General features: G+C 47.8%; 9 protein-coding genes. 8 read left to right on the forward strand and 1 reads right to left on the reverse strand.

Features of this window, described 5'->3' with window-relative positions; all coding sequences use genetic code 11:
• The first annotated feature begins 327 nt into the window (after positions 1-327).
• From IEW11_RS23690 to IEW11_RS23700, 3 genes are all read left to right on the forward strand, one after another.
• Complete coding sequence (locus IEW11_RS23690; protein ID WP_229725636.1) at positions 328-1,695, forward strand: MFS transporter; 1,368 nt, start codon at positions 328-330, stop codon at positions 1,693-1,695.
• Positions 1,696-1,776: 81 nt separating this feature from the next.
• On the forward strand, positions 1,777-2,241 hold the full coding sequence (locus IEW11_RS23695) for an SRPBCC family protein (RefSeq protein WP_188533572.1): 465 nt from the start codon (positions 1,777-1,779) through the stop codon (positions 2,239-2,241).
• Between the two features lie 327 nt (positions 2,242-2,568).
• Positions 2,569-5,595 carry an efflux RND transporter permease subunit gene (locus IEW11_RS23700; protein WP_188533573.1) on the forward strand — a complete coding sequence of 1,009 codons (3,027 nt, stop codon included), beginning with the start codon at positions 2,569-2,571 and terminating at the stop codon, positions 5,593-5,595.
• A 92-nt stretch (positions 5,596-5,687) separates the two neighbouring features.
• Here IEW11_RS23700 and katA read toward each other — a convergent pair whose 3' ends face one another.
• Entirely contained in the window at positions 5,688-7,139 is a 1,452-nt protein-coding gene (gene katA / locus IEW11_RS23705; protein WP_188533574.1) for a catalase KatA, read from the reverse strand.
• 248 nt (positions 7,140-7,387) lie between these two features.
• On the opposite strand from katA, the gene IEW11_RS23710 reads away from it, so the two are divergent.
• From IEW11_RS23710 to IEW11_RS23730, 5 genes are all read left to right on the forward strand, one after another.
• On the forward strand, positions 7,388-9,571 hold the full coding sequence (locus IEW11_RS23710; protein WP_188533575.1) for a glycoside hydrolase family 88/105 protein: 2,184 nt from the start codon (positions 7,388-7,390) through the stop codon (positions 9,569-9,571).
• A gap of 212 nt (positions 9,572-9,783) precedes the next feature.
• Entirely contained in the window at positions 9,784-10,752 is a 969-nt protein-coding gene (locus tag IEW11_RS23715; RefSeq protein ID WP_188533576.1) for an ABC transporter permease, read from the forward strand.
• Positions 10,753-10,767: 15 nt separating this feature from the next.
• The gene (locus IEW11_RS23720; protein ID WP_188533577.1) at positions 10,768-11,637 is read left to right on the forward strand and encodes a carbohydrate ABC transporter permease; all 870 of its coding nucleotides are present in this window, start codon (positions 10,768-10,770) and stop codon (positions 11,635-11,637) included.
• 62 nt (positions 11,638-11,699) lie between these two features.
• Positions 11,700-13,274: an extracellular solute-binding protein gene (locus tag IEW11_RS23725; protein WP_229725641.1), complete on the forward strand. Its 1,575-nt coding sequence runs from the start codon at positions 11,700-11,702 to the stop codon at positions 13,272-13,274.
• Between the two features lie 124 nt (positions 13,275-13,398).
• On the forward strand, positions 13,399-15,738 hold the full coding sequence (locus IEW11_RS23730) for a helix-turn-helix domain-containing protein (protein ID WP_188533578.1): 2,340 nt from the start codon (positions 13,399-13,401) through the stop codon (positions 15,736-15,738).
• The last annotated feature ends 167 nt before the right edge of the window (positions 15,739-15,905 follow it).

A 15,905-nucleotide genomic window follows, 5' to 3' on the forward strand; every position in this document is an offset into this window, starting at 1 on the left:
AGGGCTTATCCTAAACAACAGCAAGACAGCTAAGGTAATTCATCACTTTCGCATCCGGTTTTTAAGGTGTAAGTTATTTTATTTATAAAGCTTTCAGCTGATAGGCTGCAGCTTTAACCTGTTGAGGAACCCTCAGCAGGTTTTTTTAATGTTCAAGGTGTGGTATATCCCGGTATTCCCGGTTTGAGTACCTGAAAAATCGTGAGCAAGTCGGGATACTTGCTTATTCAGTTGTTCGAATCGAGTATCATTAAACTACACTTTCACTTCTTGAGCTGAAGCTTTAGAATTAGCTATAAAAGATCAACAAATAATGAGGTGACGTTATTGACGCTGGATCCGTCCCGATCTAAAAGAACAGAATTGCTTCTTGTAATCGCCGTAGCGCTCGGAACGCTGTTGAATCCGCTCAATACGACCATGATATCGGTTGCTTTAAGCCGTCTTCAGGATGAATTTCATCTGACCTTTGCCGATGTGTCATGGCTCATTTCAACCTATTATCTTGCCAGCGCGATCGGCCAGCCAATTATGGGGAAATGGAGCGATTTATTCGGACGTAAGCGGGTGTTCATGCTGGGGTTATGTTTAGTAACGTTAGCCTCTTGTCTGGCCCCTTTGTCTCCCAGCTTTGGCTGGTTGATCGGCTTTCGTATCATCCAGGCCATCGGCAGCTCAGCGCTATATCCGGCGGGCATGGGAATAATTCGCAGTCAAATCACATCGAACCAAGCTAAAGCGCTTAGCATTTTGTCGGTTTTTTCCGGCACATCGGCGGCATTTGGACCATCGCTTGGTGGATTCCTGATTCACTATGGAGATTGGCCGTTCATTTTTCTGTTCAATTTCCCGTTTATAGCTGGTTCTTTTATATTGGCCTGGAAGCTGTTTCCCCGTGATCCGAAACGGACTGGCAGCATATCTGATATGGATTGGTCCGGGGTTCTATTATTTTCTATTACCATTTTTATGTGGCTGTTGTTTTTCCTGTCCTTTGAGAATGGCTTTAACCTATGGATGCTGGGAGTCAGTATAGTGCTCAGCTTTATGTTTTACCGGTTTGAGCTTGGAAAATCCCGACCGTTTATCGATGTCGGTTTTTTAAGGAAAAATGGTAAGGTGACGTTAATCTATGCGCAGTTTATCTTGGTTAATATCGTATTTTATTCCATCATGTTCGGCATTCCATCCTATCTGCAGCGAGTGCAGCAGATGGATGCGCAGCAAACCGGCCTTGTCATGCTCTCGATTGCGGGCTTTGGGGTTCTTATTACACCGTTTGCCGGCCGTTGGATCGATCGGAGCGGTTCGAAGCCGTCGCTGCTGCTTGGAACACTGACGATCATTCTGGGCACTTTGCTTCTGCTGCTTATTCAGGACCAAACGAGTGCGGCAATCATTTTCATTATCCTTTCCGTGTTAGGGATCAGCAATGCTTTTAATAATTTAGGGCTGCAGATGGCTCTGTACGAATTTGTCTCGAAGGAAGAGACCGGTGTTGCATCCGGCCTATTCATGACCTCACGGTTTATGGGCACGATCCTGTCTTCCAGTTTGCTTGCTGCATTATTCGGCAAAAACATCACGACTGCCCATCTGCACAGCATGGCCTGGGTTTGCGCGGCAATTGGGTTGTTAATGCTGTTCCTTACTTTACGGCTTCCAAATTCGCAGCAAGATCTGGAAAGAGATTGACCTTGTCTATGAAAGCAAGGCATCTAATTGTATTTTGGGTAAAATGCAGAAAGAGATTGTTATAAAGAAAGTGGGTTGCAAATGCCTGTCATTCGAACCGAACTGCTTATTAGCGCTCCCAGAAAACGGTGTTTTGAATTGGCTAGGAGTATCGACATTCATATGGAGTCAACTGCCAAAACCAATGAAAAAGCGGTAGCAGGTGTAACAAGCGGCTTGATAAATGTTGGAGAATCAGTGACATGGGAAGCCGTTCACTTTGGTATTAAGCAGCATCTGACCGCGAAGATTACTGAGCTTGAGGAGCCGTTCTACTTTGCAGATGAGATGGTTAGCGGCGCATTCAAGCGCTTTTGGCATAAACATGAGTTTATTGAGCGGGGCAGCCAGACGCTGATGATTGACACCTTCGATTACACTTCTCCACTCGGATGGATCGGAAAAGTGGCCGACGTGCTTTTCCTTGAAAAGTATATGAAGAGCTTCTTGCTGGAGAGGAATTTATATATTAAAAAAGTGGCGGAAAGCGAACAGCAGGAGTCCTGACCAGAACCGATCTATTTTTATAAGTGTTTTACGGAATTGGCTGGGCATTGTGCCTTCGTAAGCCAGTCTGAAAGCTGCGGAGCCAAGCTCTGCGGCTTATTTTACGATTTCATCTCAGCAATATTGTTGAATTACACATTCATCTCACTTACATTGTTGGATTCCACATCCATCTCGCCTTACTGAAGACCGAGATAGTCCCCGTCTTAAGTCCAGGTTGAAATACAATCCTCAGACCGTTATCGGCCTTCGCTAATCCAGATACAATGAGAAGCGACAAGTTCAACATTCCATGTTCTGGAAAAGATGAAGGAGAGTAGGCAACTCATGAAAATGTTCACAAGTTTTTCACTAAGGAATCCAGTAGCGATTGCACTGCTGGTCATCCTCATTGCTGTCGGCGGGCTTTATTCGGCAGGAAAGTTTAATCAGGAGCAAATGCCGGATGTATCCTTCCCGGGCATTATGGTTCAAGCGGTATATCCTGGAGCCGCGCCGAACGAGGTGCTTAGTCAGGTTACTCTGCCGCTGGAGAAGGCGCTGCGCAATGTGGATGGCGTCAAGAATGTCACCTCCCAATCAGCTAACAGCGTATCCATGCTGCAGCTGGAATTCGGGTACAGCGATGATATGAAGGAGAAAAATGCGCTGGTGCAGGAGGCGCTCTCCGGTATTCAGCTTCCTGCAGAGGTAGAGAAGCCTCAAGTCATGTACTTCTCAACGACAAACCAACCGATTATGTATACAACGGTATCTCCTGCGTCCGGCGTATCGCAGGAAGAGTTGACGCACCTGGTAAAAAATACGCTGCTGCCGACCCTGCAAGGGATTGAAGGAGTGGCTGAGGTTCAAACTACCGGGTTAGTTGATGACGGTGTGTATATCCGATTGGATGCTCCAGCCATGTCGAAAAACGGAGTGACGTATGATCAAGTTCAAATGGCGCTGCAGGCGAATAACTTGAGTGTGCCGCTTGGTGAAGTTACGATGAACCAAAGCAGCTTACCTGTATTTGTGCAAGGGAATATCCGCTCAATCCAACAATTAGAACAGCTTATTGTATCACCTGGCGGACAGTTAACCTTAAGTGAAATTGCAGACATCCAACAAGGCGCGGCGCTAAATGTCATCAGCTTAACCAATGGGGAGCCGAGCGTCACGCTAAACATTGTTAAGACCGGAGCGGCCAATACGGTAAAGGTCGCTGACGACGTATTGAGCGTATACGACGACATGGAGAAGGAAGGCAAACTCCAATCGCTTATGATGTATAACCGTGCGAGCGATGTGAAGGAGTCGGTTCACACGCTTGCCCGGGAGGGGGCGCTCGGCGCACTATTTGCTTCGATCCTGATCCTGTTCTTCCTGCGTAATTTTAGAGCGACGATCATCGCGATTGTGTCTATTCCTTTGTCCATCTTAATTACGCTGATCTGTCTGAAATATTTTACAGACGTTACGCTTAATATAATGACACTCGGCGGCATGGCGGTTGCCATCGGACGGGTGGTTGACGATAGCATCGTCGTGATCGAGAATATCGTCCGTCGCCTGCAAAGCGAGAAGATATCCAAGGACTTGATCCAATCGGGGACGATGGAGGTAGGCAAAGCGATTACCTCTTCGACACTGACTACGATTGCCGTATTTGCTCCATTAGGCTTGCTGCAGGGCATTACCGGTGAATTTTTTAGGCCATTTGCATTAACGGTCGCTTTTGCTTTACTGGCTTCCCTGCTTGTGGCATTAACCGTGGTGCCTTTATTGGCCTGGTCTTTGATGAAAGAGCGTACGCCAAAGGAGCATGCCGAGTCGGTGTTAAGCCGAGGTTACAAGAAAACGCTCCGTTGGTCGTTAAACCATAAGATTATAGTTATTCTTACTGCGAGCGTGCTCTTTATCGGCAGCTTGGTCCCGATCTTTGCAGGCGCGGTAGGCGTGACCTTCCTGCCTGAGACAGATTACAAATATATGTTTGCGAATCTAAAAATGCCGCAAGGCACAAGCTTGGATGCGATTCAAAAAGAAGCCGAACGTTTAGATGCTGTGATTACGAAGGACAGTAGAGTAGAAAATAGCAATATAACGATCGGAAGCGGGATGACAGGCAGCACGGAGAGCAATACAGCGGAATGGTTCCTTGGGCTGAGCTCCAATACCGACCTGGATCAATTCATAGAAGACATGAACCCGCAGTTATCAGTTCCTGAAGGCAGTGAATTCTCACTGGTAAAAGACGGCGGCGGTGGCGGTTCGATCGCAGTTACGGTAACTGGTGCGGCCATAGAAGATATTCGCATTGCGACCGAACAAATTACGGAAACGGTCCGTAATATGCCGGGTACGGATAACGTCAGCAATAATCTGCAGGTCGGTACAAAAGGCATCGCCATCGAAGTCCGTCAGAAGGATGCGTCAGCGAATGGATTATCTGCGGCACAAGCATCGATGATGCTGCGTCCGTTCTTGACAGAGATGAAAGCGGGCAGAATCGAAGATGGCATGCAGTCGAATGATTTGTATCTGGCGTTAAGCGGTGAATCGCTTCAGTCGATATCCGATATCGAAAGCTTAAAGCTGAATACGCCAATGGGTACCCAGGTTACTGTCAAGGATATTGCTGATGTGAAGGAAGTCCAACTGCCAAGCGCGATTCAATTGAAGAATAGCGCCGAGTTTTCAACGGTTACGGCAAAAATAACAGATAAAGACGTTAACAAAGTCAATAGAGAGCTGACTGCACAATTGGAAAAAATATCGCTTCCTGCAGGGGTAGAATATTCGCTTGGCGGCAGCAATGATGATGTTCAAACAATGCTGACCGATATGCTGCTTGCAATGCTGATTGCCGTAGGCATGGTCTATATTGTAATGGTCGTAGCTTTCCAGGAAGGACGCGCACCACTGGCTGTATTGTTTTCCCTGCCGTTTGCCCTTATCGGCGGTCTGGTCGGAACCATGGTGGCAGGCGAGCCGATCTCAATCTCCAGCCTAATCGGGTTTTTGATGTTAATCGGTATTGTCGTGACGAACGCGATTGTCTTGGTTGAGCGTGTCCAGCAGCAAATCGAAAAAGGACATTCGATTCGCGACGCGTTAATCGAAGCAGGCGGAACGCGCCTGCGTCCGATCTTGATGACTGCGATTGCTACGATCTGCGCGCTGATCCCGCTTGCAATCGGGCTTGGCGGAGGAAGCATCATCTCCAGCGGCCTTGCGGTAGTTGTAATCGGCGGATTAGCGAGCTCGACACTGCTTACGCTGGTCGTTGTTCCTGTTATGTATGAATTATTATATTTCAGACGGTCCCGCAAACAAATGAAGCAGCTCCAGGAAGGCGCTGCGGCAGCGTAGCGACCAGGAGGTTAACGAAGAAGCCCCTATCCGGCCGGATAGGGGCTTCTTAGTTATGTTTAGAAAAATCATGATATGTGTAAGTATAGGTATTAAACTTGAACGGATAGACCTAACCCTTCAGCGATTCGCTGTCCGAATTCCGGATCTGCTTTGTACCAGTGTCCGATTTGACGAAGCTTGATCTCGTCTTTTTCCACCGGCATCATTGCACCGACAATGTTTTGAACGAGGCGGGTGCGCTCGTCTTCGCTCAACAGGCGGTACAAGTCACCAGGCTGCGTGTAATGATCGTGATGATCATAGCCTACGCTGTTTGCTTCACCAGATACCTCGAAAGGGGCCGGTTTGTTCTCCGGTGTTTCTGTTGGTCCGCCGTAGCTGTTCGGCTCGTAGTATACGGAACCACCGCCGTTGTTATCAGCACGCATAGCACCGTCACGCTGATAATTGTTCACTTCAGCTTGTGGCCGGTTGATTGGCAGCGTGTTATGGTTTGCGCCAACGCGGTAACGATGAGCGTCGGAGTATGCGAACAGGCGGCCCTGCAGCATTTTATCCGGAGACGCCTCAATACCAGGAACAAATGAACCAGGTGAGAAGGTGGCTTGTTCAACCTCTGCAAAGTAGTTTTCCGGATTTTTGTTCAGTACCATACGGCCGACTTCAATGAGCGGGTAGTCTTTTTGAGACCAGACCTTCGTTACATCGAACGGATCAAAACGATACGTGTCCGCATCCTCTAACGGCATGATTTGCACATATAATTTCCAAGCCGGGAAGTCACCTTTGTCGATTGCATTGAATAAGTCTTCGATGTGGTAATCCGGGTTTTCACCTGCAAGCTTGGCAGCCAGATCGACATCAAGGTTTTTGATGCCTTGTTCCGTTTTGAAATGGTATTTTACCCATACGCCTTGTCCTTCAGCATTCACCCATTTGAAGGTATGGCTTCCGAAGCCGTGCATATGTCTGAGCGTTGCAGGAATGCCGCGATCGGAGAACAGAATAGTCACTTGATGTAAGGATTCAGGGGATAAGGACCAGAAATCCCATACCGCGTTCGGATTTTTTAAGTGCGTTTGCGGATGGCGTTTTTGTGTATGGATAAAGTCCGGGAATTTGACGGCATCGCGAATGAAGAAGACGGGTGTGTTGTTGCCGACGAGATCATAATTTCCTTCTTCCGTATAAAACTTCACGGCGAAGCCGCGCGGGTCACGCACCGTATCGGCAGAACCAAGCTCACCTGCAACTGTGGAGAAACGGATGAACATCGGCGTGCGCTTGCCTACCTCAGATAAAAAGTTAGCTTTTGTATATTGCGTCAAGTCGTTAGTTACTTCGAAATACCCATGTGCACCGGCACCTTTAGCATGAACAACACGTTCTGGAACACGTTCTCTGTTGAAATGCGCCAATTTCTCTAGAAGGTGAACATCTTGAATTAATGTTGGACCGCGTCCGCCGGCTGTCATGGAGTTCTGATTATCCCCAACCGGAGCGCCCCAACTCGTGGTGAGTTTGTTCTTTTCTGTACTCATAATAGAATCACCTCATTAGATTATTTTGGTACCACTACACATACTATGATAACGCTTCACGGCAATAAATCAATACTTAATTTAGAATAATTATTATTTAGACAAAGATTATGGAGTATCCTAAAAATTGGGATATATGATATTCAATTTCAAAAGTGTTATTCGCACAAAAAAGTACGATTGAATCGATAAAGCTCTTATTTTACCATATGAAATGGTGAATAGATTGCGTTATAGGAGCTGAAGCGATGTCTTACTTTCACGCGTTAGATAGTATGTACCATAAGGTTCAGGGACGGCCGGAGGAGACGCTGCAAGTCATTGCCGACCGGTACATCGGGGAGCATCCCAGGCATGGGCCGGTATTCAGGGCTTTCTGCAAGGAGGGAATCATTCGTAATGACAAGATTCAGTATGTGTTTGATTTCCAGGCGGAATATCAGGAGATCAAGGATTTTCAGTACGTCTATGCATGGGCAAAGCTGTGGAGTGAACAGCAGGCTGAATATCGGTTTAGCGTAAGCTGCTTTGGCCCGACTCGAATCTATATCAACGGGGAACAAGTATTTAAGTCCAGCATTATGGATGATGTATTCCCGCAGCGAACGCAAGTTATTACTGCCGCGATTAATCCGGGGTGGAACCATGTTATCATCCAATTTATGAAGACGCCGACGGGCTGCGGCGGATGTTTCGGAACGGGATCGATGAAGGGAATGCCGCTGCACTTCCTGTCCCCTTCGGTGGAGCGAAGCGGACAGGAGGGTTGGATCTATACGGAGCCTCTGAATGAAGAATTGCTGATGCTGCCGTCTGAGGGACAGACGGAAACCGTTACTGGACTGATCTGGCAGCCCCAATTGGAATGGGATGAGAAAGCGCAGGCAGCCGGACAGCTGACCAGAATATTCGGCACGAAGCCGGAGCAGTCTGCCTTTGCTTGGACGAAGCTTCACAATCGGGTTCCAGGGCAGCGGGGCTTTGAGCTGAAGGGAAGCCATCATGGCGCTCTAGCAATCTATGTTAATAAACAGAAGATTTATGCTTCAGAGCAAGGAGGTCCCTTTAAAACGCAGTTTCTGCTCGCGTTTGGGGAACATGATCTTGTTATTCACTCCATTTGCACGGAAGAGACATGGGGCTTTGAATTGGAGCCTCTCGAACATGGATTATCGCTTGGGCAGCCTGTATCTATTCAAGGGACAGATGATGTGTGGTTATATTTAGGGCCATTCGAAAATACGGAAGAGCCTTTCATTGATCGTTTGTGTACAATGGATACACGATTTGAAAACGGTAAAGGCGGTGTCTACTGGCAGCTGGATGCTCCGGGTATGGTCATCAGGCCCTATCTGGAAAATAAGCTGTTCGGGAAATGGAATTATCCGCTGGGCGTGACGTTGTATGGCCTGCTGCAAACCGGGCTTGAACTCGGCAGTACGAAATATGCTGATTATGTGCTGGATCATATTGAGCTGTGCGCCTCCTATGATCAATACGCGCTATGGGACAAAGAGCAGTATGGCGCTGCGCCGATCAATCAACAGCTGTCCGCCATTGATTCCTTGGATGATTGCGGATCTTTTGGCGCAACCATGCTTCTTGCGATGAATGAACGGGAGCTCAAGGGCGCAAGGGAGGCCGCCGATCGAATAGCTGACTATATTTCCCGCATCCAGGACAGGCTGCCCGACGGAGCCTTATATCGCGCACATGGCAGCACGGATATGATGAAGGATACGATGTGGTGTGACGATCTGTATATGAGTACACCTTTTCTTTGCAGATATTATCAATTAACGGGAGACCGTACTTATTTAGACGATGCGGCCAGACAGTTTCTGCTCTACAAGAAATACTTGTTCATGCCGGAGCATGGCTATATGTCGCATATTTATGATTTCAAATTCGGAAAGCAAACCGGTATCCCTTGGGGACGGGGAAATGGATGGGTGTTATTCTCGCTTACCGAGCTGCTCGCCGTTCTGCCGCAGGAGCATGAGTTAAAAGAGGAGCTGCTGGCATTTTTCCGGGAGTTATGCGAAGGGTATTTGCGATTACAAGGGAAAACCGGGATGTGGTATCAAGTGTTAACGATGCCGGCGTCATATGAAGAGACGTCCTGCACATCCATGTTCATCTATGCCTTCTCCAGAGGCATCCGTTATGGGTGGCTTAAGAAAGCTGAGCTTTATATTGAAGCGGTCCTGAGCGCATGGGAAGGCATGACCCGGATCGCAATTGATAGCCAGGGGAACATTTACGGGGTATGCAGAGGCTCCGGCTATTCGTTCTCCCCGCTGTATTATAAGGATGAGCTGACTTGGAATTTGAACGATACGCATGGCATCGGGATTGTGATGTTAGCCGGAATCGAAGTGATCAAAATGCGGAAATTTCTGCAGCAAGCCGACTCTGACGGTCGGTTGTAGAATGAATTATTTTTGAACTGAAAGGCTTCTTCCATTCTTTAGATGGAGGAAGCCTTTATTCATGGGCTTTTTCCAGAAAAGTCAATTCAGGCAAAAAAGTGCTAACCGCTTTTTCAGCCCATTCAAGAAAGTATAATTGCAGGAAAATAACATGTCCTCTAATCTGAAATCAGCCAGGCTGATCGGCGTCATGACCAATGTGAGAGGCAGGGATGATCGTGGAGGGAAAAGCAGCTCTTAAGCGAAAGAACGGAACAGCCACAAGGCTTAGTGGCTCGCTGAGCTTGTGGAAAAGCTTGAAAAAGGATAAATACTTGTATCTGCTTGCCCTTCCGGGGTTGTTGTATTTTCTGATTTTTAAATATTTACCAATGTGGGGCATTGTCATTGCATTTCAAAATTATTCGCCATTTTTGGGATTTGGGAGCAGCGAGTGGGTCGGACTTAGCCATTTCGTGCGATTTTTCTCGAATCCGGATTTCATGATTTTATTCCGCAACACGATGGCGATCAATCTGCTGAACTTGTGTTTCTTCTTTCCGCTTCCTATTATTCTATCTCTTCTCTTAAATGAGCTGCGGAGTGAGCTGTATAAGCGGACGATTCAATCGATTATTTATTTGCCGCATTTTCTATCCTGGGTCATTATCGTCAGTCTTAGCTTTATCATGCTTTCCCAGTCGGAAGGCATTATTAATTCGTTAATTGCTTACTTTGGTTTTGCTAAGATCGATTTTCTCACAAACCCCAATATTTTCTGGATCATTCTCACGGTGCAATCGATATGGAAGGAGGCCGGGTGGGGGACGATTATTTTCCTGGCGGCGATTGCCGGCGTGAATCCCCAATTGTATGAGGCGTCAAGAATGGACGGAGCAAATCGAATTCAACAGATGCTGCACGTCACGCTGCCGGCGATTCGCAATGTCATTGTCATTTTGCTTATTCTGCGTTTAGGAGACATCATGGAGGTTGGTTTTGAGCAGGTATTCCTGATGTACAATGGAGCGGTATCAAATGTGGCTGAAGTATTCGACACCTATGTGTACCGTGTAGGGATTCAGCAGGGACAGTTCAGCTACAGCACGGCTGCCGGATTATTCAAATCCATTGTAGGTGTGGCCTTAGTGCTGCTGGCAAATAAGCTGGCCAAGAAATTCGGTGAAGAGGGCGTATTTTAGAAGGAGGTGAAGGCTGTGAGATTAAGCTTTGGCGACAAGCTGTTCAACGCGATCAATATTGCGGTCTTGGGCGTGATCGGGTGTGTGACCATCTTTCCGCTTTATTATGTGTTTGTTGTATCGTTTACGGAACCGGCCGAATATCTCCGCAAGACCGTCATCCTGTTTCCGGAGAATTGGTCGCTTGCTTCCTATAAATATTTGCTTTCTACCGAAGCCTTTCCAAAAGCGTTGGGAGTCAGCGCTTTTCTGGCCAGCGTCGGCACGTTGTGCAGCCTGGCGGTTACCTCTTCCTTGGCGTACGCGTTGTCAAGAAAGAGGCTGCGGGGAAGAAGGCTGTTTCTGATTCTGATTTTGTTCACCATTCTATTCAGTCCCGGGATTATCCCCAACTATTTATTAGTTAGAGAGCTGGGATTAATCAACAGCATATGGTCGGTGATTTTTGTTTCTTTATCCAGCGGCTGGTTCGTCATTCTGATGCGCGGCTTCTATGACAGCATCCCCGACGAGCTGGAGGAGGCCGCTGCGATCGACGGCTGCAATGATATAACCGCATGGATCCGCATTGTGCTGCCGCTGTCGCTGCCGGCGCTTGCCGCTTTCGGGCTGTTTTTCGCCGTTGCCTATTGGAACCAATATTTCAATGCGCTGCTCTATCTGAACGACGCTGATAAATGGCCGATTCAAGTGCTGCTGCAAAATATGCTGATCGATGCGTCCAGCAGCAGCCTTGGCGATGTCGATCCGTTGATCCAGCCACCGCCGAGTGAAACGTTGAAAATGGCAGCCGTCGTCATTGCGATTGTACCGATCCTAATGGTCTACCCATTCTTGCAAAAGCATTTTGCCAAAGGCGCTATGGTAGGATCGATCAAGGGGTGATGGAGGATTTCCGAAAGGAAGCCCTATCATATAGATTAAAATGTTGAAGGGGAGGATGAACAATGATGCAAGGGAAATCGGTAAAGCAACAAATGTTGTGGATGCTTGTTCTAATCGTTTCCATTTCTACTGTTTTAGCTGCATGCAGCGGATCCAATCAGACCGCTAATCAGGAAGGAAACACAGGCAGCGGCACGACGAATGATGGAGGAAATGCGCAGCCGGCACCGCAGGATGAGGCGCCTGTGGAAATAACGGTGATGAATCACTTCTTCAGCCCGACCCCGCCTTCAGATGACAATCCCGTGAAACGGGAGATTGAGAAAGCGACAAACACCAAGCTGAACATTCAATGGGTCTCATCGAATAATTATGTCGACAAGTTTAATGTGACGCTGGCCTCCGGTGACATTCCCGATTTAATCCTTGTCAGAGACCCCTTCGATCCTGTATTCAGACAAGCGGCTAATCAGGGCGCATTCTGGGATGTCTCGCCTTATATTCAGGATTATCCGAACTTATCCAGCAAGATTGCGCCGATCGCCTGGGACTTGACGAAAATTGACGGCGCGAATTACGGCGTACCACGTCCGCGCCCATCCGAAGGAGAAGGCTTCTTCATCCTTCGCAAGGATTGGTTGGACAATGTGGGGCTCGAGCCGCCTACGACGTCAGACGAATTATATGAAGTGATGAAGGCGTTCGTGAAGCAGGACCCTGATCAGAACGGCAAGGACGATACGGTAGCGATTGCCGGTCAGGTAAATCCGACGGATATGGGCACCCTGGGACTGTTAGTCAATATTTTCACCGGCGCTACGGGGGAATGGAAAGAACAGGACGGACAGTTGGTTCATGTCGCTACACTGCCTGAAACGCGTGAAGGCTTAGAATATGCGGCTAAAGCCTACAGCGAAGGGTTAATTCCGGTTGATTTTGCTTCGTTGAAGATGACGCAGGTCAAAGAGATGTTTTCAGCAGGCAAAGCCGGCATCCTTGTTGAAAAGTCAGGCGCTCTGCAGGAGTACTATGATGCGCTGGCCCAGGCGAACCCTGAGTTTGACTTCATGAATTTATTGCCGTTAACGAGCATCAACGGTTACAATCCGAAAGGTCCCGGATTTGCCGGAATGAACGCAATTCCGAAATCGGTGCCGGAAGAGAAAATGAAGAAGATACTGGCGATGATGGACAAATGGATGACGGACGAGGTCTTTATATTGCATCAGCGGGGCATTGAGGGCATCCACCACACGTTGAATAATGGCGAGATCGAATTGAACACCGATAAAATGACGGCGGATGCCGTCGGCGATTTCAATCAGATCGTCTATGTCTCGGATCCGTATGCGAGTACGGTAAAAATATCTTTCCCTGAAGAGACGAAGCAGCTCTATGCCCAAATACAGGACGAAAGGGAAAAGACCAGCGTAGCTGACAGCGCGCTTGGACTCTATTCGGAAACGGGAACAACTTACATGCCTGAATTTATGAAAAATCAACAGGATTTAAAAACAAAAATCATTCTAGGTAGAGAGCCGATCACAGCATGGGATGATTTTGTTGCCAAGCTGCAGAATGACCAGAACTTTATCAAAATGTCCGAAGAAATAAATGAGGCCTTTAAAAACCGATAAACTATGCGTAAGGACGATAACCTCCCAAGGAATTTGGGAGGTTATCGTCCGCTGTGGAAAACAATGATAGAATACATAGAGGCAATGCTTTCCGCAAAGGCAGGTGAGTAGGGTGAGATTAACGATGCAGAACATCGTACGGCACATCAACGGGAGGCTCGGGGGCAATTATCGCAAAAGCTTGATTGCGATTCTGCTAATCGCAAGTTTCCCTGGAATTGTAACCGGTTCCATTTTATTTATTGTAAGCAAGCAGCAAATTGAGAATGAGCTGCAGCAGGTTCATCATAATCAATTAAAACAAACAGTCGGAACGATTGACGATCAGTTTTCCTTCCTTGAACGATCGATGGCCCATTGGGCATTCGATCCCCAATTTACCGGCAGTCTCAGAAATCTTGATTTTGCTTATGATTATAAGGAAATCCATGATATTTACCGGACATTGCTCATTATGGAAGGCTCCAATCCGCTGATCGAGAGGGTGGAGCTGTTTTTGAATGAGCCGGGTGGCATTATCTTCACGAAGGATATGTACCGTTCGATCAATAGTCATGAACTCGAAGCGTATGGCCGCTTATTGGAGCATAACCGGTCCTTATTCTGGACGGATTCCTTCATGGAACGCTCAGCGCAGCATCAACAGCAGGCCGCCTCTGTCAGCTTAGTGCATAAGATCCCCGGCATCGGCACCAAGCCGTTCGGAGCGCTGATTATGGTATTAAATAAAAATAATGTTCTGGCGTTAATCGAAACGTTAACCCCTTATAACCAAGGCACGACCTTCCTGTTTAAAGAGGACGGCGGATGGCTGTTTACGACAACCCGGCAAAACGATCCAACGGCTTTAGACCAAGCGATCCTTGCACAGGTGCTGGAAAAGGAGGAGCGGGCGGATACGTTCCTGCTTGGCTGGGAGAAGAATAATTATTCGGTGACCTACGGGAATTTTACACGGATGGGGGCGGCATGGTTTTATGCATCGGCCGCTCCGTTAACAAGCATCACCGCACCGGTGATCTTCATTTCGAAATGGATCATGTATACAAGCACGGCGTTATTCTTGTTCGCTGTCATCCTTTCCTGGTTTGCGTCACGAAGGCTGTACACACCGGTTGATAAGCTGCTGAAAACGATCGGCGGTTCGAAGGATGAATCGCCAGGAAAACCGGTGAGGAATGAATTTGAACTGATCGAATCGCAGTGGAATAATCTGTCCAGGGAAAGCCAGACCCTTCAAACCCGGCTTGACCGGCAATTGCCGCATTTACGGGAGGGCTTTCTGCTGCAGCTTTTGCATGGATATATGTACGCATACTCCGAGAAAGAATTGAGGGACCGGATGGCGCACTTCGGGCGGGAGGTCCATAACCAGCGATACTGCATTGTATTCGTCCAGCTGTTAGGCTTCTCCAAGCTGGGGGGAAGATTCTCTGAAGGAGATGAGGGCTTGATTACCTTCGCGGCCGCGAATATGGTGGAAGAATTAATCCCCAATCGGTCTATTCAAGCGGATGTCATTAATTTTCACGATTTATCGGTAGGCTTGTTGGTTTCCTTGCCCCATCAGATGCCTCGTGAGCAGTTCGATCAAGAGGTGGTCCAGATCAGTGAAGAGATCATCGCTTGTATTGAACGGATTCTTCATATGCAGGCAACGATTTGTATTAGCCGGGCAACTGATGCCATCAAGCAGGTCCCGGTACTGTTCGAGGAAACCAAGCTGGCTTTAAGTTTTCGCAGACTTCATGCCGGCAATCAGATCATCGATATCGATAAGCTGGATGAGTCCGAGAGCAGGTATGCATTCGACTATCCCTTCGATCTGGAGAAGCAGGTGCTTCATGCCATCCGGATCGGCAAGGAGCAGGAAGCGGTGGCGTTCATTAAGGTATTTGTGACGGATTTGTCGCATAAATCAGCGAATGAGGCCATGCTGAAGCAGGGGACGCTGCATCTTCTGGGAAGCGTGCTGCATGTTGTTCTGCAATCGGGTCTAAGCATTCAACAAATCTATGATAGCGCGAATCTGTATGAGCAGCTCTGCCAAATCAGAGAACCGGATGAGATTGTGGAATGGTTCGAATCACGAGTCATTCATCCGTTCATTCGAGATTTCTCCCAAAAACAAAATATGCAGATGAGGCAGATCATTGAGAAAGCGGTCGACCTGCTGCAGAAGCAGTATAAGACGGATATTTCATTGGACTCCTGCGCGGATGCCCTTAAGATGAGCCCGTATGTGTTAAGCAAAACGTTCAAAGAAGTAGTCGGCATTAATTTCATCGATTATTTGACCCATATCCGCTTGGAGAAGGCCAGAGAATTACTGAGAGATACCGATCTAAAAATCAGTGAGGTCGCCGATGAAGTCGGTTATCAGCATAGCTACTTCAACCGGTTGTTCAAAAAACAGGAGGGCGTTACGCCAAGCCGGTACAGGGAGATGAGCCGGACAGGCTGACAGAAATACAGCGAAAAATGTGGTCATCGGGTGCGGGCGGCGGAGGCTGCCATCCGGTGCTTGCGCAAAAAAATGCTGATCGCACAAAAAAGTCCACCCTGACTATGTGCTGAAAACAAAAAAGTGTAATGGTTGGCAAGGCCGGCTTGACGTATATTGGGAGATGA

This window comes from Paenibacillus abyssi, assembly GCF_014640295.1.
In the GTDB taxonomy this organism is placed as follows: domain Bacteria; phylum Bacillota; class Bacilli; order Paenibacillales; family Paenibacillaceae; genus Paenibacillus_D; species Paenibacillus_D abyssi.

Excerpts from the sequence above, each read along its gene's own strand:
- katA (WP_188533574.1), bottom strand. The coding sequence starts at position 7,139 with ATGAGTACAGAAAAGAACAAACTCACCACGAGTTGGGGCGCTCCGGTT.
- IEW11_RS23710 (WP_188533575.1), top strand. The coding sequence starts at position 7,388 with ATGTCTTACTTTCACGCGTTAGATAGTATGTACCATAAGGTTCAGGGA.
- IEW11_RS23695 (WP_188533572.1), top strand. The coding sequence starts at position 1,777 with ATGCCTGTCATTCGAACCGAACTGCTTATTAGCGCTCCCAGAAAACGG.
- IEW11_RS23725 (WP_229725641.1), top strand. The coding sequence starts at position 11,700 with ATGATGCAAGGGAAATCGGTAAAGCAACAAATGTTGTGGATGCTTGTT.
- IEW11_RS23730 (WP_188533578.1), top strand. The coding sequence starts at position 13,399 with ATGCAGAACATCGTACGGCACATCAACGGGAGGCTCGGGGGCAATTAT.
- IEW11_RS23700 (WP_188533573.1), top strand. The coding sequence starts at position 2,569 with ATGAAAATGTTCACAAGTTTTTCACTAAGGAATCCAGTAGCGATTGCA.
- IEW11_RS23715 (WP_188533576.1), top strand. The coding sequence starts at position 9,784 with ATGATCGTGGAGGGAAAAGCAGCTCTTAAGCGAAAGAACGGAACAGCC.